The organism is Chloroflexota bacterium (assembly GCA_020161265.1).
Lineage (GTDB): Bacteria > Chloroflexota > Chloroflexia > Chloroflexales > Herpetosiphonaceae > Herpetosiphon.
In genome coordinates, this window is sequence record JAIUOC010000001.1 from 95186 (window position 1) to 121292 (window position 26107).

The following is a 26107-nucleotide window of genomic DNA, read 5'->3' on the forward strand; positions in this document are numbered from 1 at the left end:
ATCTCTGACAGCTATCGCAATAAACAAACTCAGGGATGGTTGTAGTTCCATCCCTGACCTAATTTAACTGATGCTAGTGATTATTGAACTGTCACCCAAGGGAAATACCAGAGCACGATGGTTGGGGTCGGCGATGGTGTGATCGGAGGAACTGCCGTGGCCGTTGCAGTTTTGGTTGGTGTAGTCGTCGCAGTTGCCGTCACCGTAGCCGTCGCGGTTTTGGTTGGTGTAGCCGTCAGCGTGGCGGTGGCGGTTGCGGTCAGCGAAGCAATGGCTGTGGCGCTGGCAGTCGCAGTTGTTGTCGCAATTGCAGTTGGTGTGGCCGATGGAACGCCAGTGGCAGTTACCGAAGGAACTGTCGTCGCACTTGGCGTAGCTGATGGAATGGCGGTTGCGCTGGCGGTTGGTGTTGCGCTAGCAATCGGCGTGGACGATGGAATGGCGGTCGCGGTTGGCGTGGGTGTTGGCAAGGGATCAACGCTGCTGGTGCTACAGTGGCCTGCATAATCACAGGCCTTGGCAATCACTACGCTTTGGCTATGCCCGTTGACCCGACAACTGACGCTGAGCCGATTGATCCGCGCTGGATTTGGGTAGTAGCCATAGCTGATTGGGCTGCCAGCGCATGGCGAGAGCAACGAGTTTTCATCAATAAATAAATCCTCGGCGCTGATTACATAATCGGTGTAGCTATTTGCACCGCTGCCGCCTTGGGTTGCGTTGATGCTGACCCGTGGGGCTTGGGTGTCGATGCTGCCACGCCAGATAATTCGTTCGTCGTTGGTGTTAGCAAAAGCATCGTTGCCGCGAACATGCAATTGATAAAAGCCTTCGCTAGCGGCTGGTGGGTTGTAGCTCCAGGTTGCCAGATCCGTGCCCTGGGCTTGAATTGGCGCTGATTGCCAAATTTCGCTGCTAGGGCTGCCATCAAAATGATAGGCTTCAAGCCAGATTTGGGCTTGGTTCACGCCCGCATGCTCGCTTTGGGCCAAACCATAAATTTCACGCGCCGACAAGGCTCGCTGATAGATTTGCACTTCATCAAGTTGACCATTGAAGAAGCCGCTATTTGGCTTGGCCGAGCCAATCTGTAACGGCAGGTTGCTGGCAGTGCCAAAGCTTTGTTCAACGCTGCCCAAATTTGTGCCATTCAAATAGGCCGTCCATTCGCTGCCAGTTTGTACTAAAGCGACATGTTGCCATTGATTTGGCGTGATCGTAGCGCTGATGCTGCTAGTCGTGCTGCCGTTGAACAAGCGAATGCTGCGATAGTCGCTGGCAACTTGCCAGTTGTAGCGGGTGTTGCTGCTATCAGCCAAAGCCAAAATGCTATAGGCTGAACCAGAGCTGCTATTCCAATTTGGCTTAATCCAGGCGCTGAAGCTGGCTTGGCTAAGGTTCAAACTTGCGGTTGCCGCCACGGTCAGGCGTTGTTGGTTGGCTGGGTTGAAACTGGCGGCCATGCCAAATTGGCCAGTTGCACTGCTGGGGCAAGCATCACAGCTTGCATGATAGTTGTTGCCGCTGCTATCGTTGCGTGCTGCGGCTGTTTCAAAGTGATAGCTGGCGACGGCTCCATGCCAGCTTGGTAGCTCGTTGAGTGTACCGCTAATCTGCCATGTTTCGCTCATTAATGGTGTTGCTGCGATCGTTTGGAACAAATCGACGCTTGGTGGACGGGCATCGAGCAGCAATGTTTGCTGTTGGTTTGCTCGTAAAGCGGTGGTTAATTGGTTGCCCACCTGATCAACCGCGCTCATTTCGACCCGATAGCTACCACTTGGCCGACTGCCACTAATGTGATACTCGATTGACCAACGTTCGCCGACAACCTGCGCTTGTTGCCAACTTTCGCTGCCAATCAAGCGATTTTGTTGATCGAACAAGCCAATCAAGACCTTGGTTTGCTCAAGGCCGCTGCCTGCGATGCCATTGCCAAACTGGGGATCGCTGATCGTTCCCGATAATGCCAGCGTCCATTGCAGCTCATGGTTAGCAACAGGCTGTAATGCACGCCAGTTTTGGTTATGCTCTAGGGTTGCGGTTGGCCCAGCGCCATCGACATACAGGGTTGTTGTTGCACTGGTGGTTTCATGGCCAACGGCATCAACCGCGCGGAAGATTACTTGATAGCTTCCTGCTCCGCCAAATTTGCTGGGATCAATCACTGGACACCAAGCAGCGTTGTTGGCTTGGGCTTCGGCACATACGGCGACGCTCGTCCATTCGTAGGTGCTGGCGTTTGGTCCACGCACGCCCATATCGACCAAGCGGATACTTGAGCTGGGGTCGGTGGCCGAAACCGCGAGTTGGAATGGTGCATTGGCACGATAATTATTGCTCGCCAATAAACTGACGATTGGCTGATCGTTATCAATCGTCAGATAGCTGGTTGATCGCGCTCGATACCAGCGTAAATCGCGCAAATAGAGGTTGTAGATTTCGGCAGTGCTCAATTCGCGTTGATAGATTGTAAGTTCATCGAGTTGACCGCGGAATTGGTCGTTGAACAAGCCCTGTTGATCGGTGCTTGCGCCAATAAACAGCGGGTCGTCGTTGTTGATTGGTACGGCGCTACTGCCTGCGATTGTGTCGATATACTCGCCATCGAGGTAGAACTTGGCATCATTGCTGGCATCGAATACGACCGCGACTTGCTGCCAAACTCGTGGGGCAACCGTGGCGCTGCTGCTATATTTGAAGCCGCCAAAGATGCCAAAATTCAAGGCTGAACCGCTCAAGCCAAAGCCAAAGCCATTGACTGAGTTATCGCGACCTGCGGCAATAAAACGTTGCAACGAGGTGGTGTCGGTGATGGTATCGGGCTTGACCCATGCCAAAATTGTGAATTGATTTTGCAAATTGTTGATTGCGTTGGCTTGATCAACCTGAATTGCGCCTTTGCCATCGAACAACACGGTGCGGCCAATTTTGCCATCGGTGCCAGGTGCTGGGTTATGGCGATACAGTGGCTGATCATCAATTGTCCAGCGCAGGGTGATGCGATTGCTGCCCTGTTGGAAAATGGCGCTACCATTACCCACAGCTTTTACATCAATTGTTTTATTGGCGATCAGGCTGGTGCTGCCATTGCTGTTGATCAAACCAACACTCAGTTGATCGCCTGCACAAAGCACGCTGCTGGCTGAGAGCGGTTGGGTAACTTGAGTATTTAATCGAATGCTGGCTAGCCGATCGTTGGCTTTGTCGACATACAGGGTGCTCGGACTGGTAGCCAATTGATTCGCGCGAATGCTCTCAAGATCGAGTGTGGCACATTGGGTCGTAATTGGTTTACCCAAATAGCCAGATTGCGAACGATCGTGAAATTCGCTGGCGTTTTGTTCCTCGTCGAATTCAAATTTCAACATTGGCGCTGATGTTGTGTATAAGGTTTGAATTTGGCTCGCGCTCAAGACTACCTGATAAATCCGCAGATCATCCAAGTAGCCCCGATAGAAATCGCCGCCATCGCCTTGATTTGCGCCAATCGTTGGAAATTGCGAACTCATGTTAGCGTGGGTTCCGTTGGCTCCGGGCAAGGCGGTGCTGGCGGCCAACTGACCGTTGATATAGACGGTTGCTAGTTGGTTGGCTTTATCGTAATTGGCGACGACATGGCTCCACTGGCCTTCTGGCAACTCAAATGGCACGACAAAGCTCGCATTACCACCGCTGGCGGTCGAGCCATCAAGATCGATGGTGATCAAGAAGTTGTCATAGGCAAGGCGTAATCCAGTGGCGTTGTTGGGGTTGCGCAAATCGACGATTGTGCCGCTATTGCCATTGACCCATGCGGCAATCGTTGTGGCTTCGGGGCTACAACATTGGTCGCTGAAACGCAGATGATCGCCATTGCCATCGAAATAGGCCGCTCGCTCAACATAGCCACGCAAGCCAGCGCTCGGACAATCGGGATTGCTACAATCAAGGTTGGTTTTATCGTAGCCCAAATTTGACCAATAGCTGACATTGCCAACATTTTTGAAGATTTGTGAGCCTGGCACATCTTCAAAGGGCAAGAAGATTGGCAGTTTGTTGGCGTTGAGGTCGGTAACGGGATAGCCAATATTCTGTTGTAGCGCGATCGCAGCTTCGGCTGCTTGCTCAAAGCGTTGTTGGCTGCTGATAATGTTGGCATTAACCTGAGTGGTGCTGCTGACAACCATGCTGGTTTGGGCTGGCAAGTGGAATGGCGCAAAATCGGCATCGATCTTGATTGCTGGATAGGTGCTTTGCATCAAGAATTGCACCGCATCACGCTCGATCACTGCTGGAATAACGACCAACTCATCAAGCTGACCTTGGTAGAAGTTGCTGTTATTCAGGGCTGCGCCAATGCGTAAATGCGGAATATCAAGCCGATTGAGATGCCCAGTGCCACTGATTGTCAAGGTGCCATCGAGATAAAGCTTGATCGCGCCAGTTTGTTTGTGGCGAGTGGCAACGACATGATGCCATTGATTATCGTTGACCGCCCCTGTTTTGATCGTGGTACTTGTGCCGTTGCTATTGCCAAGGCCAAACATCACTTGGCCATTATTGCCAAGGCTGATGCCGAAGTCGTTGCTTGGGCTAAGCACATTGGCATCGATTAAGCCTGCACCTTGCCACCAATTGCTGGCTGCGCCACTGGTTTGGTTGCTACGCAGCCAGAATCCAACGCTAAAATCTTCGCTGATACTGCGATCAAGCAGCAAACTATCGTTGAGGCCATCGAAGCTAAGCGCTTGATCATAGCGCCCATTTTGCTCAAACGCAGGGCAGGTTAGCACAAACTCACAGCTAGCAACCCGAGCTTGGTTGACATGATTGCGCATTTCGCTATCAAACGGCGGCGCATCGAAGCTTAGATTATAGCTTCCTTGAATAAACAGATCATCGATCGAGGCCTTGAGCGGATTGGTATTAGCAACCGAGCGACCGATGCGGCTGGGCGCTAGCTCCAATGGGCCAATGCTAAATTGGCTGTCGATCAGCACTAGGCTGCCGTTGGCATAGACCATCACGCTGGAGCGGCTGCTTGAATTGAAGCCAATCACGAAATCGAACTCAAGTTGCACCCAGGTGTTAAGGTTGGCTTGGCTGAAAATCGTGCTTGAGGTCAAAGTCGTGCCTGGCGAAATGTGCATAACCAACTGGCCGCTGGAATTAATCGTCAGATCCAAACAATAGCTGTTGCTGTTGGCACAAACCGTATCGAGCAAGCTGACAACTTGGCCGCTGGCTGGTAGTTGCTCAAGTTTGACCGCCATGCGCAATGTGCGCTCGCCAGGCGTAAAGCTGGCATTGTTGGGCAAATTGAGATAATCATCGTTGCCATCAAGCCGAATCGCTTGGCCGTTGTAGCCTTGCAACAGATAGCTTGGGCAGGTGCTGCTCGTGCCACAACTGAGCGCCTGTTGGTTGCCCGCCGTGTTGTGATAGTAATTGCCAGTATAGCCATAATCTTCGTTGAAATTGAGGTCGAGCAAGCGCACATTTTTTTCGTTGGTTGCCCAGAGATAGCCCAAACTGCCTTGAAAGGCTTTGCTGATGGCGTTCGCGCCCAACCTTGCATTGCCAATATTCAAGCGTGGCCAATAACTATAATCCAGCCGACTATCTTGGGTTCCGTTGATCGAAAGCGTCGTGCGGCCTGTGGTATCGCTGAAATTGCGATAATCAAGCTGCACTTCGACCCATGTATTAAGATTATTGGCGAACGAATAAACGCTATAGTGCGGTTTGCGCCATGTGCTATCGGTGGTGCTGCCATTGTAATAACTGCTACTGGTACTGCCGCCAACGCTGATAACCAAATTGCCAGCACTATTAATCGCAAGCTGCAAATCGCTGGTTGCACTAACAACGCTGCTATAAATTGTGGCGGTTTGGCCAGCAGCAGGTAATTGCTCAAGCTTGATTGAGAATTTGAGCGAACGCAGCATCTCGCCAGTTGCAATATCGGCATCGAGCTGCATCGGGATAATCAATTGATCATCAACGCCATCGAAACGCACAGCATAATCGCGACCTCCGAGCAATTCGCTGGTGGGGCAACGTTGACCAAGGCAAGAGGCAGTTTCATTCGAGCTAGCACTATTGCGATAGCTTTGTTGGCGATCGAGCGTTTCCATGCGCAAAGCAATATTTGGGTTCGCCAGATCAGGATCGCTGGTTTGGTTGCTGGCAGTCAGTTGACCATTGACACTTTGGGCAGGCAAGGTGTTGGAAATCGTGGCTTGATAGCTCAACGCTGCGCCTGGAGCCAACAACCGATCATTGGGATTGTAGCGCCCTTGCATGAGATCGTTGATTTGGGCTGTGCCAAGCGTGCGATCAAACACGGCAACTTCATCGAGCAGGCCTTTGAAATTATTGGCGGCTTCGTTGCTATTCGAGTTGTTGCGACCAACTTTTAATGTATCGTTGGCGTTATCGCGGTTGTTGCTGCGATAGTTGGTGCTAGCTCGATTGGTGCGGTCAACGCCGTCGATGTAGATCGTGCCAGTCAAATTGGGGTAATCCCATTCGACTGCCACATGATGCCAGCGATCGTCGTTGACACTTTGGTTGCTGGTGATGTAGTTGTTGCCAAAACCGACAAAGGTTGGTTGACCGTTGGCGTTAATGTAGAACGATTTTTCGCCGCGTTCCCACGTGCTATCGCCATCGTTTTTGGTGATGATCGCCTGTTTGGTGCTGGTCGTTTTGACCCACGCAGCCAACGTAAAGCTAGCTTGGGCTAATTCGAGCATACCAACATTGCTATTGAGTTGATCGTTGGTGCCATCGAATTTAACGCCGTTGGCATAGCGCCCAATCGCCAAACTTGGGCATTGGCTTGGGCTACAACGCAGCGTGTGATTTGCGCCTGAGCTATCGGCAAAGGCTTGGCTTTGTTCGCGCTCGCCAAATTGCGCCAACAAACGCGGGGCGTTTTGCTCGTTGACGGTGAGTCGTTCGATCTCCACCAAATTATCAATCAACGAAGGATCGGTGGCGACCCACGGGTTGAAGCCAAAGGTATATTCTTCTAAATCGCTGAGCGAGTCGTTATCAGCATCACTGCTATTGCCCGACCAAATCCGCGCGAGCTTGGTTTGCGTGCTGCTAAGATCGCTGTAGGCAACCAGCCAACCCTGTTTGAACTCAACATAATCAACCAGACCATCGCTGTCGCTATCGCGGTTGAGCGGGTTGCTATGGTAGGCATGCTCCTCAAAATCGCTCAATTGATCTTGATCGCTGTCGGCATTCTGGGGATTTGTGCCGTTGCTCAACTCAACATAATCTGATAAGCCATCGTTATCACTATCGAAGCGCGTGTCATCGGGGTCTACGCCGCCCAAGGCTTGGCTGATCAAGCCATCGCCGTCAGCATCTTTAATTTGGTTAAAACGCAGATCGGGGTTCATATTCCAATCGAGGTTGGCAAATTGTTCGATCGTATCGGGCAAAATATCGAAATATTGAAATTCGCCAATGTTGGAATGGCTCGAACCCTTGGTGTCATACCATGTGCAATCGACTTCAAAGGTGACGAGCAACCAACAGCCTTCATAGGGTGCGACCGAAGCTTCGGTAATAAATAACTGCTGATCAAGTGAGCGATTGATGCCTGTTCCAACATCGCTAAATGGCAAGGCTTGGGGCAAACTAATCTCAGTGCTGGTTTGAATTTGGCGATTGCCGATCGCATCCCATTCGTTGCGCATTTGATTTTGATCAAGCGCCGCGTGTTGATCGGTGGCGCTGGTTTGCAACCAATAACGGAAGGTCGAACGGCGAGCATCGCCTACGTCAAAATGATCATTATATTTAAGCGTGTTAGTGACGGCGAAGGTCATGCTCAAGGCATTCGAGCGCACAAAACCCAATTCAGGATATAGCAAATCGATTGTTTTGCTGGTGATTTTGAGCCGATTGGGATCGCTCAGGTTATCGAGCAGATTATTGGCTTCGTAGAGTTGGTCGGCAATAAATTGGCTCATCCAATCGCTAAAGCCACGAATATTGAACAGCCGCAAGATCAAATCGACCAACGAAATAATTGCCACAATCAACGGCCCGATAATCGGAATAAAGGCAATTACCAACATCACAAAAATCATAATTGTGGCAGCGATTGCCTGGGCTAAGGCCAAATTGGCGCTATGCGAACCCCAGCTAAATTGGCCGCTGGCCAGTTGGAAGATAAATACCCCCCAAATCATGGTTAGGGCAATCACCAAATTAACTGTGCCCAGCGAACGATTGGCCTTGGCCACCGATTGCAGCATGCTCAAGGTGGAAATTAATGTTGAACCAGCCCGCACAACCGCCGTCATTTGGCTGACGATCATCGTAATGCGAGTCACCACTAGCAACATTGATGCTGCGGTCAGGATAATTTGGCTGGTCTTAATCAGTGCGGCGTTATTGGTGGTCAAGCCAATTAGCAGCAAGGTTCCGCCCAGCAAAGTCAAGCCAATCGACACCCCAATCGCATAATTGGTGGCGGCGCGAACTGTTTTGAGACCTTGCAAGGTTGTCGGATCGATCTTGTCGTGGCTGAGCGTGCGGTCGAATTTGGCCCATTTATTGGCGGTTGATTGGGCTTTGCGCAGATTTTTATAGACTTTTTGTAATTGTTCAGCGTAAAGATTCGCGGTTGCCGCAAAGCCATGTCCACCGCTGGGGCTAGGGTTCACAAACCATGTTGCTTGATAATCCTGTTCGGTCAATGCATCGGCGCTTGGTTTCCAAACTGGCACATTATCGATCTCAGCCAGCCCCAAAAAGCCTTGATTGATGCTGGCATAAAACAGTTGCGCCCAAATTAATTTACCTGATAATTCTTCGCCAACTTCATTTTGAATAAAGGTTTGGTTGGTACGCAGCGTCGTTTCCAACAAGGTCAGATAATCATCAACTGCATAATTTTGCCAAGCACCATTAATAAATTGATAGGTGGCCCAACTCATGCCCGCAATTGTGGTTAATTTAATTGTGTTGGGGTTAAGATCAAAGCGAGCTAGGCCATTACTTAAACCAGCGCCATCTTGTAAATTCAGGCTACGATTGCTTTTTTCTTGGGCAATGAGCAAGCTTGGGTTGGTTTGGCTGCTATAACTATTAAATTGAGTTTCAAGCAGGTCTCTAATTTGCTGCATCGATACTTGCGAGACATAGCCTTCGTGCAAGAAATTGCTGGTTTGCACTGCTACGTTGCTGCTATTGCTCGACCAGTTTGCGATTTGGCTGGCCAGATTGTTGATGCGCACATCGCGTTGGCCGTTGCCTTGACAGGTAGTTCCGTTGAGTGTATCGCAATCGCGGCCACGAATAAACGTGTTATTAAGATTCCAGGCAACCATCCACAGCTCGTCGTCAAGTTGTAAATTGCTGTCGCTGCTTGGTTGCTCGTACATGATTGCGGTTTTTGCGCCATGATCTTCGCTGACGCTCATACCTGCGAGCGACCACGTTTCGTCGTAAATCTGCACGATACTCAGGTTTTCTTGGCGGGCGCAGGTGCTGGGGTCGGCTTCAGCGTCAACACATTCATCGGTGATCATCTGCACCAGCCAAACCAAACGCACTTGTTGGGCCGCACCCCAATTGGCCGTGCCGTTGCTGCCTTGTTCGGGATAATAGAGCATGCGAGCAGCAAAGGCCGCTGGATTACCACCCATGCTATTGCTAACCCGCACAACTGGCACATAGGCGAGCAAATTCCCCGAATTCGTATCGAGATCGCGCACCGTAATGCCATAGGGATCAAGCTCGCTTGAATCGAGCCATTGCTCAACGCCCACACCAAGTTGGCGCTGATTATTTTGGTAGGTGGTGGTAATTGGCAAGTTGGCATAATGACCAGTGCTGTAGGGCATGGTAATTTCCAGCATCGGCACCATCATCACATCGCCATAATCGGCGTTGATCGCATTGATCCGAATATCGCTGTTGGTGCTGGTGGCAAAGGTCGTATCCAGCACCCGCTGAATTTGGCCTTGATTATCGTTGGCAGGCCAATCCAAAATGCGCGAAGAATAGCTCAAATGCTCAAGATCGGTTGGCCGTAACTGAAAATCAACAAAAACTGGGCGATTGGTTTTGAGGTTATCAATTTGCAACTTGAGCGGATTTTGATCATCAAAAACTGCATTGCTCAGCAAATTGGGTGAAAGATCAACATCATCATTAATCCCATCGTTGTCGTTATCGCGATCAAACAGATCAGGTTGGCCGTCGCCATCAGTATCAGGGCAGGTTGCGTTGGGATTGTAGGCGTTTGAGGTTTGCGACCAAATGCCACAATCGACGCTATCGAGCAAGCCATCTTGGTTGCTATCGTTGCTCAGTGGGTCGAGATACCATTGTTGGCCTTGGTAGCGAAACCCCTTAACTTCCAAACCATCGGGAATCGAATCGCCATCGCTATCGCTGTTGCGTGGCAATGTGCCAAGTTGATTGACTTCCGCACCATCGCTCAAGCCATCGCCATCGTAATCTTTGGCGTTGCTCACGCCAGCACAATAGCCAGTGCTTGAGCCAATTGTGGCGCAGCTATACCAATCGTCTTCATCGGCATCGCTCAAGCCATCGCCATCGCTATCGCTGCCGTTGCTGGCGAGTTGCTTGGGGCTGAGCGTTTGGGCTTCAGGTTTGGTGTTGGGTTGCCAAAGGTTTTGAGTTTTGGTAATTGCCTGTTGCTGTAACTCGGCTTGGGCTTGTTGTTCAGTTTGTTCGGCCTGTTTGGCGAGTTGCTTGCTGCGGGTGGCAGCAACATTTTCGGCTTGCAGCATGGGCGTGATCAACATGGCGCTAATCACGCTGGCAGCCATAATTGTTTGGGTGCGACGCTTACGCCAAAATGCTACAGCCAAGGCCAAAAGCAATATTTCTAAACATGGAATCAAGGCAATTTGGGCGAGTGGTTGCAATTGGCGTTGGGCTTGATCAAGGCGATAGCCCAACCAGCGATCAGGCTGTTGCCAAAACGAGCTACTCGCTAAAGCCAAACGACGCTGATCAAAATCGAAGAAATCGGAGCGAATAGTTGCACTGACATTTGAACCATCGGCTTGGGCTGGCAAATTCAAATTCAGGCTCAAACGGCTGGGCAAGCCATGCTGATCCAGCCAGACTTCGCCTGTGCCACTCATTTGGGCATAGCTGGTGCTGGTATCGAGGCTCATGCCAGCTGGTAACTCGCCACGTTGGCGCAATTGGGCTTCGAGTTTGGGTTGCAAATAATTGGCAAATTGCTCGCCGTTGAAATTAAACCTGTAATGTTGAAACTCCAAGCGTAGAGTACCAACGCTACGAGTTTCTTTGCCAAGGCTGGTTACCTGCTCAAGCCCCGCTAAAAAGCCCAAGGGATCGCCAGCTGGTGCAAAGAGATCGCTGGATTGCTCGATTGGCTGCCAATTGCCAGTGCCATAACGCCCAAAGCTGCGGCCTTGCTCAATTTTCAGGGCGAAACTATTGCTGACATTTTGCTCGGCGTTGTTAGCAATCGTCATTTCCATGCGATCAGCGGCCTGATCGATCGCGCCATTGATGCTTAAACGCTCGCTGCGTTGCGGATTGGCTCCAGCATTGGCGAGGCTGGGTGCGGCGGTGGTCGTTTGGGCCAGATCAATGCTATAGCGATAACTGCCGCTGATTTGCGCCAATTGCCATGCTCGCTGAATGGGATCAGCGCTGGTTGGTTGAGCTTGTGGCGAACGGGCTAGCCCAGCCAACCCGAGACAAAGCAGCGTTAATAAACCGACGATTCGCCATGGCGTAAGCGTGTTCAACCAGCGCATAATGCACCCTTTCCTAGGAATAAATTGCAGATTACAACGTCAAAGGTCTAGTAGAATTAGTTTTATGACACATAGTGTGTCTTTATTTTGATGGGAAAATATCAACCTGCTGAAACAAGATTGATTTTATTTAAGACACATGGTGTGTCGAATTATAAAGATCAGTTGTGGGCTTGTCAAGCAGCATTATGCTAGGATACAGGCGCAACCTGATAGGAGAACAGCTATGGAGATTAAACCGTTGGTGATCGGCTTGGGCACAGAGCGACGACTGGTTTTGCATTTTGTTGAACTTGATCTGCGGGAGCAACGGGTTTTGGTTAGCCTCACAGTTAAGGATCGCTGGTTGCAGGTCGAAGATTTTCGGTGTTGGTTTGCGCGAGCAACCCTGGAAACGTTTGCTGCGCAGGTTGGTGCTTGGCTGAGGGTTCGGACAACTGATGTGGTATTAATCAGCGATTTTGATTATGAAGAAATTAATAATTTTAGTTTGAAATTGCAAGTACTTGGCGGACGGGGTGATATTCGTGTGATATATGCGCTCGATGCAACTGAACATGAATTGCTTGAGGCTAATGGAGAATTTGATTTTAATATGGATTTTCTGTGGCAATTTGTGACTGATGTTCAACAAAATGCTGCTACGCTTGCGCAGATCTGGAATGATCCAGCGATTCGGGCAGCCTATCCTGAACTATATCCATTAATTGAACCAATCGATTAAGCGGCAATGGGCGATAGGCAACGTCCTACAGCTCCTAGCCGCAGGGCGTTGCCTATCCAAATCTGAAAATAAACTATGACATAAAGCACAGCTTATAGATCTTCGATTGGCGCACTTTTAAACACCTTGAACAAAAACCACAACGACGGTAACAGGATTAACAATCCCAAGGGTAACGCTACCAAAATGAACACCAGCGTTGCCCGAGGTGCTGCGGCTGCCGCTAAAGTCACATCGGGATAAATGATGTATGGGTATTGGGCGATGCCCCAGCCTGCTAATAAGCAGCTAATTTGGACGATTGCTGCGCCTCGCGCAAGTTGAAAGCGCCAACGCAACAAGGCCCAGCCTGAAAGTAGCGCCGCAAGCACGCCAATTGTCAACACTGGTGCAGCCCGAACACTAATCAAACCTTCCCACAAATGTTGGGCTGTGAAATAGAGTAATGGCAAGCTTAATAACGATAAACCAACTACTGCCGTACCCGCCAGCAAGGCCCGTTGGCGAAAATCGGCTTGTAATTCGTCGCGGGTTTCAAGCGTCATGTAGACGGCGGCGAGGTAGGCGCATAACGCTAAGGCTAATAACCCCATGGCGATTGCCAAGGGTGTAAGCCAAACAATGCCATCGCTTTGCACAACTCCATCGATTACCCGCAATTGGCCTGCCGAAACTGCACTGAGCGCCATGCCTAAAATCACTGGCGTGATGACACTGGCCGCCCCAAAAATCGTGCCCCAACGCTGGCTGCTTTGACTAGGTTTTTGCTCAGATTGAGGGCTGTAGGCCCGAAACACAAAAGCCGCGCCGCGCAGAATAATCCCCAACAGCGCGAGATGGAATGGCGCGAATAGCCCAACACTCAACGCGGCAAACGCGGTCGGAAAGCCGGTAAACAGCACGACGATAATAAAAATCAGCCAAACATGGTTGGCCTCCCAGACTGGGCCAACTGCATGGGCAATTGCCTCCCGTTGTTGGCTACGTCGCGGCCCCCACGCCAATAGATCCCAAATGCCGCCACCAAAATCAGCGCCTGCCAGAATCGTATAGGTAATCACGCCCAATAAGCCAATCGCGGCTACAACAACCTCAAGCGGCATGGGTTGCCTCGCTTTCGCTGGCTTCGACAGGATAGCCTGTGGCAAGTTGACGTAACAAATAAATCAGCACCGTTGCAAGGCCAATATAGAGCAAACTAAACAGATAAAACACCTGTGGTACGCCAGCGACCGTGGTAACTGCGTCGCGAGTCCGCATCACCCCATAAATAATCCAGGGCTGGCGGCCAACCTCGGTCACGATCCAACCTGCTTGCAAGGCAATAAAGCCCAAGGGTGAACCAAGGACTAATGCCCATAATAGTCTGCGACTCAGAGTGAAATTACCTCGCCAGCGCCGCCACCAAAACCACAAGCCTAAGCCAATCAAGCCAAAGCCAGCGCCAACCATCACCTGAAAGGCGATATGGGTGATGACCACGTTTGGGCGTTCGTCGGGTGGAAAGCTATTTAAGCCCCGTAATTCGGCGTTGAAATCGTTGGTGGCCATAAAACTCAGCGCCTTGGGAATTTCGATCCCAAAGTGAATTTCGCCAGTCTCAGGGTCGGGAATCCCGCCGATCAATAAAGGTGCACCAGCCTGAGTTTCAAACAAAGCTTCCATTGCTGCTAACTTGGCTGGCTGATCTTTGGCGACGCGTTGAGCACTAATATGGCCGCTAATTGGCTGTAACAAGGCGGTTACGGTCGCCAAGCCCAAGCTAATTGTCAAGGCCGAGCGATGATAACGGTCGTTGCGGCCTTTGAGCAAGCCCATGGCATACACGCCTGCGACGGCAAATCCAGTGGCGATATAGCACGACAAGGTTGAGTGCAAGGCCATATCGAGCCACGCCGGTGAGAGAAACGGGGCCAACGGATTAACATTCACCGCCTTGCCATCCACCAAATCAAAACCAACAGGCGTTTGCATCCAAGCATTGGCCGCCACGACTAATGCGCCTGAAAGCATCCCGCTGATTGCCACCGGAATTCCAGTCAACCAGTGAGCCAGTGGCGAGAGCCGTTTCCAACCATAGAGATAGAGGCCAAGAAAAATCGCCTCAATAAAAAAGGCAAAGCCCTCAAGCGTGAAGGCTGAGCCAATAATACTGCCCGCAAAACCCATAAATGTTGGCCAAAGCAAACCCAACTCAAAGGCGAGCGCCGTGCCTGAAACAGCGCCAATTGCAAAGGTGAGGGCGGTGGCTTTGGCCCATTTTTTGGCTAGCGCAAGATAGTGAGCTTGCCCCGTTTTCAAGCCCAAGCCTTCGCTAATGACCATAAGCAAGGGAAATCCAATGCCCAACGCCGCAAAGACCATGTGAAACGCGAGCGAGACCTCCATCTGCGCTCGTGCTGCGGTCAAGGTATCCATCTGTATTCCTCCGCAAAAATTTGGAGAACCCCCTAGCCATAAGCGTACCCAGAATTGGTCAATCAGCCATCAGGCCATGATTGGAATGATTCTCAGGTCTAAACCTTAGAATGGGTTTGATGATAGTGGTATTTTGGATGGTTTCAATTGCGATGATAAATGCTATATTATGGTATACTTTTGTTTACAGTCAACCGAATGATTTTAATGAGGTACATGCAAAGATGAATAAGTCTCCACAAAAAGATATTGAAGCTGCTATCCAAGAAAAACGCAATAGTTTGTCAACTGATAGATTGGATATGTCATTTGGCGAAGTTATGAGTCTCTACACAAACTACGAGTTAATTATTGATCCAGAGTTTCAACGCCTTTTTCGCTGGTCTGATGAACAAAAGACCAGATTTGTGGAGTCGATATTATTGGGCATTCCCATTCCCCCGATATTTGTAGCTGAGAATGAAAAAGGACAGTGGGAATTAGTCGATGGACTTCAAAGAGTATCCACTATATTATCATTTTTTGGTATATTAAGAAAAAAAGATACAAAGCCCGATGATGAGAAAAATAACTGGCCTTTATTGAAGGGTGATCTTATTGAAGAATTGGATGGGTTTACTTCTGATACTTTACCTCTAAAATTATCATTAAGTTTAAAAAGAGCCGTGTGTCGTATTGAAATTATACGATGGAATAGTGAATTAGATATGAGGTATGAATTATTTAATCGTTTAAATACTGGTGGATCAATTTTAACAGATCAAGAGATTAGAAATTGTATTTTTAGAGGGAAATCTGTTACTTTTAATAACTATCTAAAGAGAATTGCTGAAGATATAAGATTTATCAATCTCATTCAGCCTACAGAAAAGCAAGAATCTGAACTATATTTAGAAGAATTAGTATTAAGATTTACATCTCTTTTTGATAACGAATTAGGAGTTAAGAAGAATATATCAGAACATATGACAGAGTTTATGAAAAATTCTGTTGAGAATACGGAATTTGATTTTGATAAATATGAGAAATTACTAATGAGAGTTGTTGATGTACTATCAAAAATAGGACCTGATGTTTTTAAAGGAAAAAACGGCGGATTTTCAGCGTCTATATATGACGTTGTAACTATTGGTATAGCAAAGTATATCGATGGATATGAGAAAGTAGAAATAAATGTAATAAACGATAAAATTAGAGAACTCTATAATGATAGAGAATTTATTTCTGCAATGGGAACCGCATCAAATAATAAAGCCCGTATCAATAAGAGAATTGAAATTGCTGAAAGATTATTTAATATTTAATTTTTAAGGTGATTTTATGAATATAAAAATTAAATTAAATGAATTAGTAGATGTAAGAGTCCATGAAATTGCAATCATTAAAAAGAATATACATAATCAAAAAAGTGATAATCTTAAAAAATTAATGGAAAAATATAGTGTTGTTATGTTCTATTCATTATGGGAGGGTTTTTTTTGTGAATCACTAGGATTATATATAGAATATATTAATAGCCTTAATATATCGATTTTTGATTTTCATGATTGTTTATTTGCTTATTGTATATCAAATGCAATGGAATTAGAGAAAAATGTAACAGATTTTAATAAACATATGGATTTATCGAAATCATTGATGAAAATAATAAATAATGGGTTTATCGAAATTCCTAAGCAAATAGATGTTAAGTCTAATACAACAGTAAAAATAATGAATAATATATTACGGAAATTATGTGTGATGAACATTGATGAAAGTAAGTCTAATGACTTTAATTTATTGTTAATGAAAAGGAACTCTATTGCTCATGGAGATTCATTGAATTCATATTTAAATGATGAAATTATATTAAAATTAAGTGAGTTAGTAATAAAATCGATGGATGAATTAGCTGGAAATATTTTAAATGCCATAGAAAAGGTATCATATAAAAAATAAATACAAATTAGACTAGGTTCTCTCTGATAAGCCTGAAGCCCTTCATAGAAAGGCTTGGAATATAATTAAGGACATGAAAATCGCCAAGAATATTGCCTCAATAAGCATATTAAATTAATTTAGGTTCTGTCTGATAATTCAGGATAGCGGTATTAATGGTGCAAGGGTACGAACCAATCGTTGAATCATCGCCAGATGGACAAATCCGCGCTAGTTCAGCACTAATTTCTCAAACCGCATGGCGACTGAATGGCACTCCTTAAGCCACCTAATGGTGTATTCGACCACAGTGCGGGTACAATAGGCTCGTGGGTCGTAACCGACCGGACAACCCGCCTTGCGCATCCTGCGGCGGTGGCGTGGCGGAATCACCGACCGATGCTGCAGCCATTGGCGAATACGCTGGGTATCGTAGCCGCGATCACCAGCCAGTTGGCGTAGTCGGCTGCGCGGACGACCGCGTTGCTGGGGCACGACGATCTGCCGCATCACGGTTTCGAACGCCGTACTTTCGTGGGTCTACCGGGCGTAAGACAGGCGGATAATGGGTGGCCGCAATTATCGACTAAGGAGGTGGAGTTTGTGCCGAATCCGCCGCAGGAGCATCCGAGAGCATGATCGGTGGGTTCATGGTCGTCAAAACCTTTTTTGCGTGCGCCCGCTGTCGCACGACTGGCGTGAATGAGCGTGCCATCGATGTTCCATTGCTGCTAATCGAGCTGACCATCGGTATCCAATGTCACGTGCAGTGTGGCGAGGATGCGTTCCCACATGCCATCGCATCACCACAAGACAAACCGATCAGAGAGGTTTTCCACGACCCATAATGATCGGGAATATCGCGCCAAGGAACGCCGGTATTGAGCTTTCACACGATGCCGTTCACGACGCGACGATGGTTATTCCACGAGCGGCCACGACGAGTTCCGGTCGGTAAGAGCGGTACAATTAATGCAAACTGCGCATCGGTCAATTCATGGCGAGCCATAGACACCTTCTGCCGCAGAGGCTACCATAGAATTATCAGATAGAGCCTAATTCGATCCGCCCAGAGGATACTGAAACAGTCGAGGGCTACATCGCTGTAGCTTTTATAAAATTTCAATACTTCGATCCGCTCAGAGGATACTGAAACTCCCAGCCGTTGTATGGCTCTTGGGGGAATAACCGAATTTCAATACTTCGATCCGCTCAGAGGATACTGAAACATGACGGCAGCCTTTGATTTTATCTACAACATTCAATTTCAATTCGATCCGCATAGAGGATACTGAAACAGTCGGGGGCTACATCGCTGTAGCTTTTATAAAATTTCAATACTTCGATCCGCCCAGAGGATACTGAAACGTTATCGAAATGCAGCGCACCAAAACCACGGGTATTTCAAGAATTCGATCCACCCAGAGGGGATACTGAAATACGGTAGCGCGGCGCAGCCGCCGCTCATGTCACGCATTTCATTACTTCGATCCGCATAGAGGATACTGAAACTGGTTCACTCTAGGTTTTCTGTAACCACATAAAGCGCGGCCCAACTGGCCAAAGCCCTGCGGAGCGGTGCAATTGAGCCGACACTTTGCGGTTTCGCCGATGTGTGCGATCAGGGTGATTCCATTCTTCGCCAAACCCCAATCTAGCAGATCGTTATCGTGGTTTTGTTTCCAACGGCTTTTATCTGCCATTAATAGGGCTTTTTAGCCGAAAACATCGGCGACGTAGCGGCCTGCTTGCTCGATTTCGGCAATCCATGCCATGCCTGCTGCTTGTTCGCTCCCAGTTGCTTCGGCATAGATTCGCGCCAAAGTTTCACGCACGGCTGGAGCCATGGAGCGGCCATCGCCACAAACAGCTATTACCGCGCCCTGTTCGATTAAGCTCCACACATACTGGCGTTCTTGCCAGAGCCGATGTTGCACAAAGCTGACCTCACCAATCGGCTGGCGATAGAATGCTGGGGAAAATTTTAGCACTCCAGCTTGCTGCCAAGCCTGAATCTGCTCGTGATAAAGTAGATCAACCTCAGGATGGTCGCAGCCAAAAAACAGGGCATTCGGGCCAAGTGCTTCGCCTTGGGCTTGGCGAGCAACGCGCTCTTGGATAAAACCACGGAATGGCGCTAAACCAGTGCCTGCACAAATCATCAACAATGGTGTGCTGTTGGCGCTCGGTGGGCGAAACGGAATATGTGGTTGACGCAAGCTCACCGCAATTTGATCGCCAACCTGCAAACGGGCCAAATAACTTGAACATGTGCCATAAAACTGGCCCTTACCCGACCATGCTGGGGCATCGACCACCGCCACGGTTAGGCTAGCTTGGTTTGAATTGAGCAACGACGATGACGAAATTGAGTATTGACGCACTCGCATCGCTGGCAATAGCTCTAAAAATTCGCCAAAATCAAGCACTGATGATGGATATTGCTCAAGCAAATCCAACAGGCTCAGGCGTTTTTGCAAAATCTCGCTAGTATAACGCTCGTGATCGGCGGCCAATGCAGCTAAATGAATTTGGTGCGGTGGACAAACATTCTTCTGCGCCAGCAACTCCAAATCGCGTTGGGTTGCGGGAGTGGCTAATTCGACGTGGCTGCTCAGCAATTCGCCCAAACTGATTGGTCGATCAATTGGCAGGTTAGCAGCTCCGCGTGTAGCGTGCAAAATCACCGTTTGTTCAGGTTTTAGCCCAAAATGTTTGCAAGCCCGCTCGATCAGGCTGGGGTGATTTTGCGGCAAGATCGCTAAATAATCGCCAGCTTGGTATTGCAGCTCGCTTGGCAAACGCAGTTCGATGTGGCGTTTTGAACGACCCAAAGGCGAACTAAGATCAACTAATTCACGATTTTCGAGCACGCTAGCAAACCCGAAGCCCGTTTGTTGGGCCAATTGATCGCTGCTTGATGGCAGTAATTCAACCTGGTACAGTGGTTTGCTGCTAATTTCAGCGCTTGCGATTGCAAATGTTTGGTTGTGGGTTTGCCAAAACGGCGCATACCAACGCTCAAAATCGCCAAAGAAATCACTGCGGGCATCGGCGGCGCCGCGTTCAAGCAAACGTTCGGCTCCAGCGGCCTGCAAGTGCTGATCAATTTGAGTTGGCACAGCTTGGTAGGTGCTCTGCCAATCGCGGTTGCCACAGCCAAAAACGCTATAGCGCACGCCTTTGAGCGAGTTTGGTGCAACGTTAGCCAACCATTGACAGAAGGCTTGAGCATTATCGGCAGGCTGGCCGTTGTATGAGGCGGCTACGATGCTAACTGCTCCAGTGGTTGGTAATTTATTGACATAATCATTGAGGGCGGCCACGGTAGTTTGGTAGCCGCGTGCCTCACCATCGCTGGCTATTCGGCGGGCAAAGGCTTCAGATGAGCCAGAATTAGAGCCATACAGCACGAGCAATGGGGTATTGTGCTGAGCTTGATTGGGGCTTGATTGAATTGCTACATTTGGCTGAGTTGGCTTGGCGCTGCGCACGATGTTTTTGCGCACCCGTGCTCGAACGGTCAGGCCTTCAGGTTTGAGCGTCAGAGTTTCTTTGACATGTAAATGGTAGGGTTGCGGTTGCGTTAATTCAAATCGTTGCAGCATCATTGCTAAAACCAACGTGGCCTCTTGCATGGCGAATGAACGCCCAATACAGGCGCGTTGGCCATTGCCAAACGGCTTCCAAGCATGCTCAGTGATTTGTTCACGTACTTCGGGCGCAAAGCGATCGGGGTCAAATTGGTTGGGATTGTGCCAAACTTTGGGGTCGCGGTGCAAGGTTGGCAACAAGGCGATGAATTTTTCGCCCTGCTTAACTGGAAAGCCGCCAATGCTGGTATCGTGCTTGGCATAAACCCCAAAAACAGGCGCAGTTGGCCAGAGTCGCAAGGTTTCGCGCAAAATTTGGTCGAGGTAGCCCAGTTTGGCCAAATCTTCGTAGCGTGGCAGGCGATCGCCGAGCACTTGATCGACGATGGCTTGAGCGCGTTGCAAAATTTTAGGTTGTTGGAGCAGAAAATAAGTTGCAAACGAGAGCAGGCCGCTGGTAGTTTCGTGGCCAGCAATCAAAAATGTCACCAGTTGATTGCGAATATTCGCATCATCTAAGCCTTCACCGGTGATCGAATCTTTGGCATTGAGCATTAATCCCAGTAGATCGTTGGGAACTTCGTTGCTTGGCAAGCTGCGCCGTTTAGCAATTAATTCATCGGTGATGCCGTGCATATACTGCATATCGGCTTCATATTGGCGCTGGGTTGAGCGCATTAATTTCGTTTGAATTGATAAACGGCGAGCGCGAGCACCAGCCTCGGCCAAGGCTCGCACCATCGCTTCAACAAATGGGTGCATTTCGCGTTGATAAAACGAATTAAACCGATAGCCAAAACCACATAAGGCAATCGTATCGAGCGTCAGGCGGGTCATATTATCAGCCACATCAAAATCGGTTTCTGGCCCTTGACGCTCCCATTTAGTAAATAATTGGTCAGCGATATCGAGCATGTCGTCGAAATAATTACGCATGCTGGCTGGCCCGAAGGCTGGCATCAATAAACGATGAGCTTTGCTCCAATTGGCTTCCTCGGTATAGGCCGTAAACAAGCCATCGCCAGCAAAATCGCGAATTTGAATTAATGGCCCATGCAATAATTTATCGAAACGTTGTTGATCGCTAATTTCAGCCACAAGTTCAGCCGAAGAAACGACCAATACTGTGCGATTTGGGAAACTCACGCGGAAAATCGGCCCATAATGCTGAGCCAGTTTCATCAAATTCTGGACAGGCGTTTCCATGCCAATGTCGGGCACATTGCCGACGATTGGACGGGTTGGCGGTTGGGGAATATAACGAATTGGGCTGGAAATACTCATAAAACGAGCCTCCCTTGCTGCAATGCTGGCCTGTGCAGGTCGCCGCGAACTATCAAATATGCTTCTTGGTACTGTTGAGTACCAATTGAATTTATGCTATCATCAGCTTCTGGTACTGTCAAGTACCAAGAAATTAAGCTAGTATGAGTAGCGAGTGGTTCAACGACGAGGTTGCTATGACCGAACAAGTAACAGAGGCCGAATATCGTAGCCGCCTAATGGATGGGATGGCGGCGGCGGTGGCCGAAAAAGGCTATGCCGAAACAACGATTGCCGATATTGTGCGTTTGGCGCGAGTATCCAAGCGCACCTTTTACCAACATTTTGCTAGCAAAGAGGATTGTTTGTTGGCGCTCTATACGGCTGCCACCGATCAATTAATCGAGGTGATTCGACGGGCGATCGAGGGTGCTCACGATATGCATTCGCGGGTGCGCTGTGCTCATCGGGCTTATTTACAACGGATCAAAGAGCATCCGTTATTGATGCGCACGTTGTTTATTGAGATTTTGGCGGCGGGAACGCGCGGCTTGCAGGTGCGACGGGCGGCTAACCAGCGCTTTGCCGATTTGCTGCGAGCCACCGGAGCCGACCAACACTATGATTCGCCGCAAAAACGTAAAATTACCCCAGCCTTGGCGATGGCAATTGTTGGGGGGATTAACGAATTAATTTTGCAGGCGATGGAGAGCGATCAAATTGAGCAATTGTTGGAGATTGAGGAGCCAGCTACTGCCTTGCTGGAAGCAGTGCTGGCTCGCCCAATTGCTGACGATTAATCGAACTTAAGCGTTGCCGTAGCCAGCTCAGGGTTGCTGGCACTAAGGCTAATTGGCTGGTCGCCGTCAGTATGTTGCACGATAACTTGGGCTAGGCCGTTGAAGACGCGGCGTTGCCAAGCGGCGGCTGGCTCGATAACCTGCACTACGCCAGGCTCACGATTGGGGAACGTCCAGGGGTTGGCTTTTTTGATCCAGCGCCCAGTCACCAAATATTCGTTTTGGCCTGGATGCACCAGTTCATGGCTTAATTCAAGCGCTTGATCGCCCTGCTCAAGCGCAATATCGCTGATGATCAATTGGCCGTTGATATAGATGCTGTAATCGTGGGCTATGCTTTTGCTGAACAAGCGAATGCTGCTGGCAGCGCTGTACTGTGGTAGCTCGAAGCTGCCACGCAACAGAATATAGGCCTGAGGATTAGCCTGTTGATCGTCGTTGTGATGCAAGAAGGCTGGTTGCCAAGTTTGGGCTTCGGCTCCTAGCGCTCGCTCCAAGCCTGTGCTCAACTCGGCCACAGTTTGCTCGGCATTAATCTGGATTGGGCAAAGTTGATAGCTATTGTGATATTGCTCTGGCTCGTGGCTCGCTGGATCTCCGTTGCCAACCCCTAAAATTTTGGCCGAACCGGTTAATTGCAGATCGAGCAGCTGATTGGCAGTTGGCACAACTTGGCCATGATCATCGCAAACCTGCAAGCTTACAACGGCTAGATCGCCTGCTTGTTGTAGTTGACCATAATCGAGCACTAGTTGAATTTGGCTGGCAGCTTGGCTGGTGCGCAGGTTAGTGCTGAGCACTTCAACCCCGTTGTTATAGCCACGCGCTACCAATTCGCCTGGTTGATAGGCAACTTCCCATTGCTGGTGGCCGTTTTCGGGCATTGGGCGGCGGCCAAGGCTCTGACCATTGAGCCATAACTCAACTTCTTGGCAATTGCTATAAATCGGAAAGCTTTTCACTTGACCAAGATCATTTGGCCAATCCCAGTGATAGCCAATGTGCAAAACAGGTTGCTGGCCCCACCACGCCTTGGTGTAGTAGGCAATATCTTTGGGGAAACCACAGAGATCAAAAAAGCCAAATTGACTGGCGACCGCTGGCCATTCAAAGGGTGTTGGCTCACCACGATAATCAAAGCCAGTCCAATAGAATAGCCCAGCCAAGAATGGTCGTTTGACATAAAATTGCCAGCCGAACTCCGTATCGGCGTAGCCATCACCGCTGGGAGAAGGCGCTAAATGCCCACGACTGGCATCAGTTTGGTAGATCCCGCGTGTGCCATAGGTGTTGCTTTCCTCGGTGCCAACGCCCGCTTGCCATGGGAATTTGGCATGATGGGCATCGATATCGCCGTGAAAGATATAATTATAGCCAACCACATCGGTCACCATGCCGATACCCGTATCCCAGCCGCCGCTACAAGCGATTGTGAAAAGGCGGGTATGGTCGAATTGGCGGGCAACGTTTTGCATGGTGCTAGCGATGCGTGCGCCGATAATTGTGCCCTCGATCGCCCATTCTTCGTTGCCCAACGACCACAAAATGACCGAAGGATGATTTCGATCACGCTTGATTAGCTGCTCAACATGGCGCAAATGCTCAGGATTCGTGCCCATCAAACGATTTTCGTTCAGCACCAACATGCCCAAACGGTCGCAGGCAGCGAGGAATTCGGGGGTTGGCGGGTTGTGTGAGGTCCGAATCGCGTTATGATTAAATTCCTGCAAACGTTTGATTCGATATTCTTGCAAACTATCGGGAATAGCCGTGCCAACTCCCGCGTGATCTTGATGCTGGTTGCTGCCGACTAATTTGACCGAACGCCCATTCAAGAAAAAACCATGATCAGGATCAAAGCGAATGCTGCGAATGCCAAAGGTTGTCTGATAGCTATCAACTGCCTGTTCACCGAGCAGCACGGTAGTGGTTAATTGATACAAATGAGGGCTGGCAAGATCCCAGAGTTGCGGATTGTTGAGCGGGTGCTGGTGGCTGAATTCAGCGCTTTGGCCAGCCGCCAGCTGATAATTGGCGCTTTGGGCTTGCAGCACATTGCTAGCAGCAGGATCGCTGATTGTTTCCAGCAAGCTAAATTCGATTGGATGTTGGCTTGCGTTGACAACGGTTGTTTGAATGGTGATCGTGGCGCTAGTTTCATGAATTTCGCTAGTGACGAATGTGCCATAGCGGGCGACATGCACTTGGGCGGTTTTGCTCAACCAAACGTGGCGATAAATGCCAGCGCCCTCATAAAACCAACCTTCTTCAGTGGTGGCATCGGCGCGTACTACCACCACATTTTGGCCGCCATAATTCAGATAATCGCTGATATCGTAGCTAAAACTGGTGTAGCCGCTTGGCTCGTTGCCCAGATAAAAGCCATTGACCCAAACTTTAGAATCGCGATGCACCCCATCGAATTCGAGGCTGATGCGTCGCCCAAGATCGTCGGCGGGAATTACAAAGGTTTTGCGATACCAGCCAACGCTATTGGCGGGAAACTTGCGGCCAATCGCTTTGTAGCCATGGCTGTGAGTTCCGCGTTGATCGAAGGGCAATTCAACACACCAATCGTGGGGTAGATCGAGCAAACGCCAAGCCCGATCGTCGAACTTGGCTGAGGCCGCGCCGTCGCCATAGCCAGCCTTGGCTAGAAACGAAAAATGACTTGTATCCAGCTGAAAATCTTGGGCGGGGTCGAAGGCATGGCCGAGGGCAAAACGCCAGCCTTGATCAAACAGAATTCGTTCGCGGGGTGGGTTGCTAATCATCGCTGATGCTCCATGCTGCTGTACATCGTTGTTTGCCAAGCAGCGCTTAGTTGCTCAAAGCTTACGCTAACGCGATACTTTAACCAGCAAGTCTACAGGCTATTTTACTAAAGTTCTTCTAAAAAATAGCCTGTATTTCAGAATCAGCCAAGATTGTTGCGCGAGTGGGAGCAATGATCAACGCCAGCCAGCAAAGAGCGCCACACTGCCGATGCGCTTAATCTCATAGCGCTGAAAAGCTTGTTGCAGCATCGTTTCAAGTTTGGCGAGGGTATCGGTTTGGTTGGCGAAAATTTGGCGATGATTGTAAATACCCATCAACCGTCGGGCCGTAGCGCTATGGAATGGTTCGCTAGCGCTTAAAATTGTTGCACCAAACAGTACACCATTGGGAGTTAACAGCTCAGCTAGTCGTTGTAGCACTGCACTTTTAATTTCAGGCGTGCCAGCGATGCAATGCAAAATATAGCCCAAACCAATCGAATCGAACTGCTCAGTTAATGGCAATGCTTGCATAATCGAAGCGCGAACGGCTTGCGGTTGCCATTCGCTCAGATTAGCTGACGATTGGATTAAGCACTCAGGATTAACATCGAGCAGCACCAATTTGCTTAATTGCTGTCGATTCAGGGTTTCGCGCAATAACAAACCGCTGCCTGGCCCAATATCCAAGTGCTGGTTGCCGAGATGTTGGCGATACCATTGCACTAAATTGGGCTTGGGGCAGCGCCAAATAAAACTATCGGAGATGCCATGAACTAGAAAATCATAGAACTTTAAAAGATTGTTGTTGTAGATCCGCGCACTAGCTGGTAAATCGCTCATTAATTGCTCC

The 26107-nt window shown here is 49.2% G+C and carries 11 protein-coding genes; 4 read left to right on the forward strand and 7 right to left on the reverse strand.

Annotated elements, in window-relative coordinates; all coding sequences use genetic code 11:
• Window positions 1-80 precede the first annotated feature (80 nt).
• On the reverse strand, window positions 81-11780 hold the full coding sequence (locus tag LCH85_00375) for a hypothetical protein (protein ID MCA0350423.1): 11700 nt from the start codon (window positions 11778-11780) through the stop codon (window positions 81-83).
• Window positions 11781-12006: 226 nt separating this feature from the next.
• Between LCH85_00375 and LCH85_00380 the strand changes: the two genes are divergently transcribed.
• Window positions 12007-12504 (forward strand): hypothetical protein, encoded by a 498-nt coding sequence (locus LCH85_00380; GenBank protein ID MCA0350424.1) that lies wholly within the window; start codon window positions 12007-12009, stop codon window positions 12502-12504.
• A gap of 92 nt (window positions 12505-12596) precedes the next feature.
• Here the strand turns inward: LCH85_00380 and LCH85_00385 are convergent, their stop codons facing one another.
• Window positions 12597-13607, reverse strand: coding sequence for a cytochrome d ubiquinol oxidase subunit II (locus tag LCH85_00385; GenBank protein MCA0350425.1), 1011 nt, complete (start codon window positions 13605-13607; stop codon window positions 12597-12599).
• Complete coding sequence (locus LCH85_00390) at window positions 13597-14922, reverse strand: cytochrome ubiquinol oxidase subunit I (GenBank protein MCA0350426.1); 1326 nt, start codon at window positions 14920-14922, stop codon at window positions 13597-13599. Before LCH85_00390 ends, LCH85_00385 begins: the two co-directional genes overlap by 11 nt.
• Window positions 14923-15146: 224 nt before the next feature.
• On the opposite strand from LCH85_00390, the gene LCH85_00395 reads away from it, so the two are divergent.
• Both LCH85_00395 and LCH85_00400 read left to right on the forward strand, forming a co-directional pair.
• Window positions 15147-16226, forward strand: coding sequence for a DUF262 domain-containing protein (locus LCH85_00395; protein MCA0350427.1), 1080 nt, complete (start codon window positions 15147-15149; stop codon window positions 16224-16226).
• A 16-nt stretch (window positions 16227-16242) separates the two neighbouring features.
• Window positions 16243-16863 carry a hypothetical protein gene (locus LCH85_00400; GenBank protein ID MCA0350428.1) on the forward strand — a complete coding sequence of 207 codons (621 nt, stop codon included), beginning with the start codon at window positions 16243-16245 and terminating at the stop codon, window positions 16861-16863.
• Between the two features lie 210 nt (window positions 16864-17073).
• Here LCH85_00400 and LCH85_00405 read toward each other — a convergent pair whose 3' ends face one another.
• Entirely contained in the window at window positions 17074-17355 is a 282-nt protein-coding gene (locus LCH85_00405; protein ID MCA0350429.1) for a transposase, read from the reverse strand.
• Between the two features lie 1202 nt (window positions 17356-18557).
• Complete coding sequence (locus LCH85_00410) at window positions 18558-21719, reverse strand: cytochrome P450 (protein ID MCA0350430.1); 3162 nt, start codon at window positions 21717-21719, stop codon at window positions 18558-18560.
• Window positions 21720-21895: 176 nt separating this feature from the next.
• Here LCH85_00410 and LCH85_00415 point away from each other — a divergent pair, with 176 nt between their 5' ends.
• On the forward strand, window positions 21896-22498 hold the full coding sequence (locus LCH85_00415) for a TetR/AcrR family transcriptional regulator (protein MCA0350431.1): 603 nt from the start codon (window positions 21896-21898) through the stop codon (window positions 22496-22498).
• Here the strand turns inward: LCH85_00415 and LCH85_00420 are convergent.
• Both LCH85_00420 and LCH85_00425 read right to left on the reverse strand, forming a co-directional pair.
• A complete protein-coding gene (locus LCH85_00420) occupies window positions 22495-25272 on the reverse strand; it encodes a DUF4982 domain-containing protein (protein MCA0350432.1) in 2778 nt (925 codons plus the stop codon). The two genes, LCH85_00415 and LCH85_00420, sit on opposite strands and share 4 nt — an antisense overlap.
• Before the next feature lie 177 nt (window positions 25273-25449).
• Entirely contained in the window at window positions 25450-26097 is a 648-nt protein-coding gene (locus tag LCH85_00425) for a class I SAM-dependent methyltransferase (GenBank protein MCA0350433.1), read from the reverse strand.
• Between the last annotated feature and the right edge of the window lie 10 nt (window positions 26098-26107).

Bases quoted from the DNA above. Each gene is read 5' to 3' on its own strand.
- LCH85_00375 (MCA0350423.1), bottom strand. From the start codon at position 11,780: ATGCGCTGGTTGAACACGCTTACGCCATGGCGAATCGTCGGTTTATTA.
- LCH85_00380 (MCA0350424.1), top strand. From the start codon at position 12,007: ATGGAGATTAAACCGTTGGTGATCGGCTTGGGCACAGAGCGACGACTG.
- LCH85_00385 (MCA0350425.1), bottom strand. From the start codon at position 13,607: ATGCCGCTTGAGGTTGTTGTAGCCGCGATTGGCTTATTGGGCGTGATT.
- LCH85_00390 (MCA0350426.1), bottom strand. From the start codon at position 14,922: ATGGATACCTTGACCGCAGCACGAGCGCAGATGGAGGTCTCGCTCGCG.
- LCH85_00395 (MCA0350427.1), top strand. From the start codon at position 15,147: ATGAATAAGTCTCCACAAAAAGATATTGAAGCTGCTATCCAAGAAAAA.
- LCH85_00400 (MCA0350428.1), top strand. From the start codon at position 16,243: ATGAATATAAAAATTAAATTAAATGAATTAGTAGATGTAAGAGTCCAT.
- LCH85_00410 (MCA0350430.1), bottom strand. From the start codon at position 21,719: ATGAGTATTTCCAGCCCAATTCGTTATATTCCCCAACCGCCAACCCGT.
- LCH85_00415 (MCA0350431.1), top strand. From the start codon at position 21,896: ATGACCGAACAAGTAACAGAGGCCGAATATCGTAGCCGCCTAATGGAT.
- LCH85_00420 (MCA0350432.1), bottom strand. From the start codon at position 25,272: ATGATTAGCAACCCACCCCGCGAACGAATTCTGTTTGATCAAGGCTGG.
- LCH85_00425 (MCA0350433.1), bottom strand. From the start codon at position 26,097: ATGAGCGATTTACCAGCTAGTGCGCGGATCTACAACAACAATCTTTTA.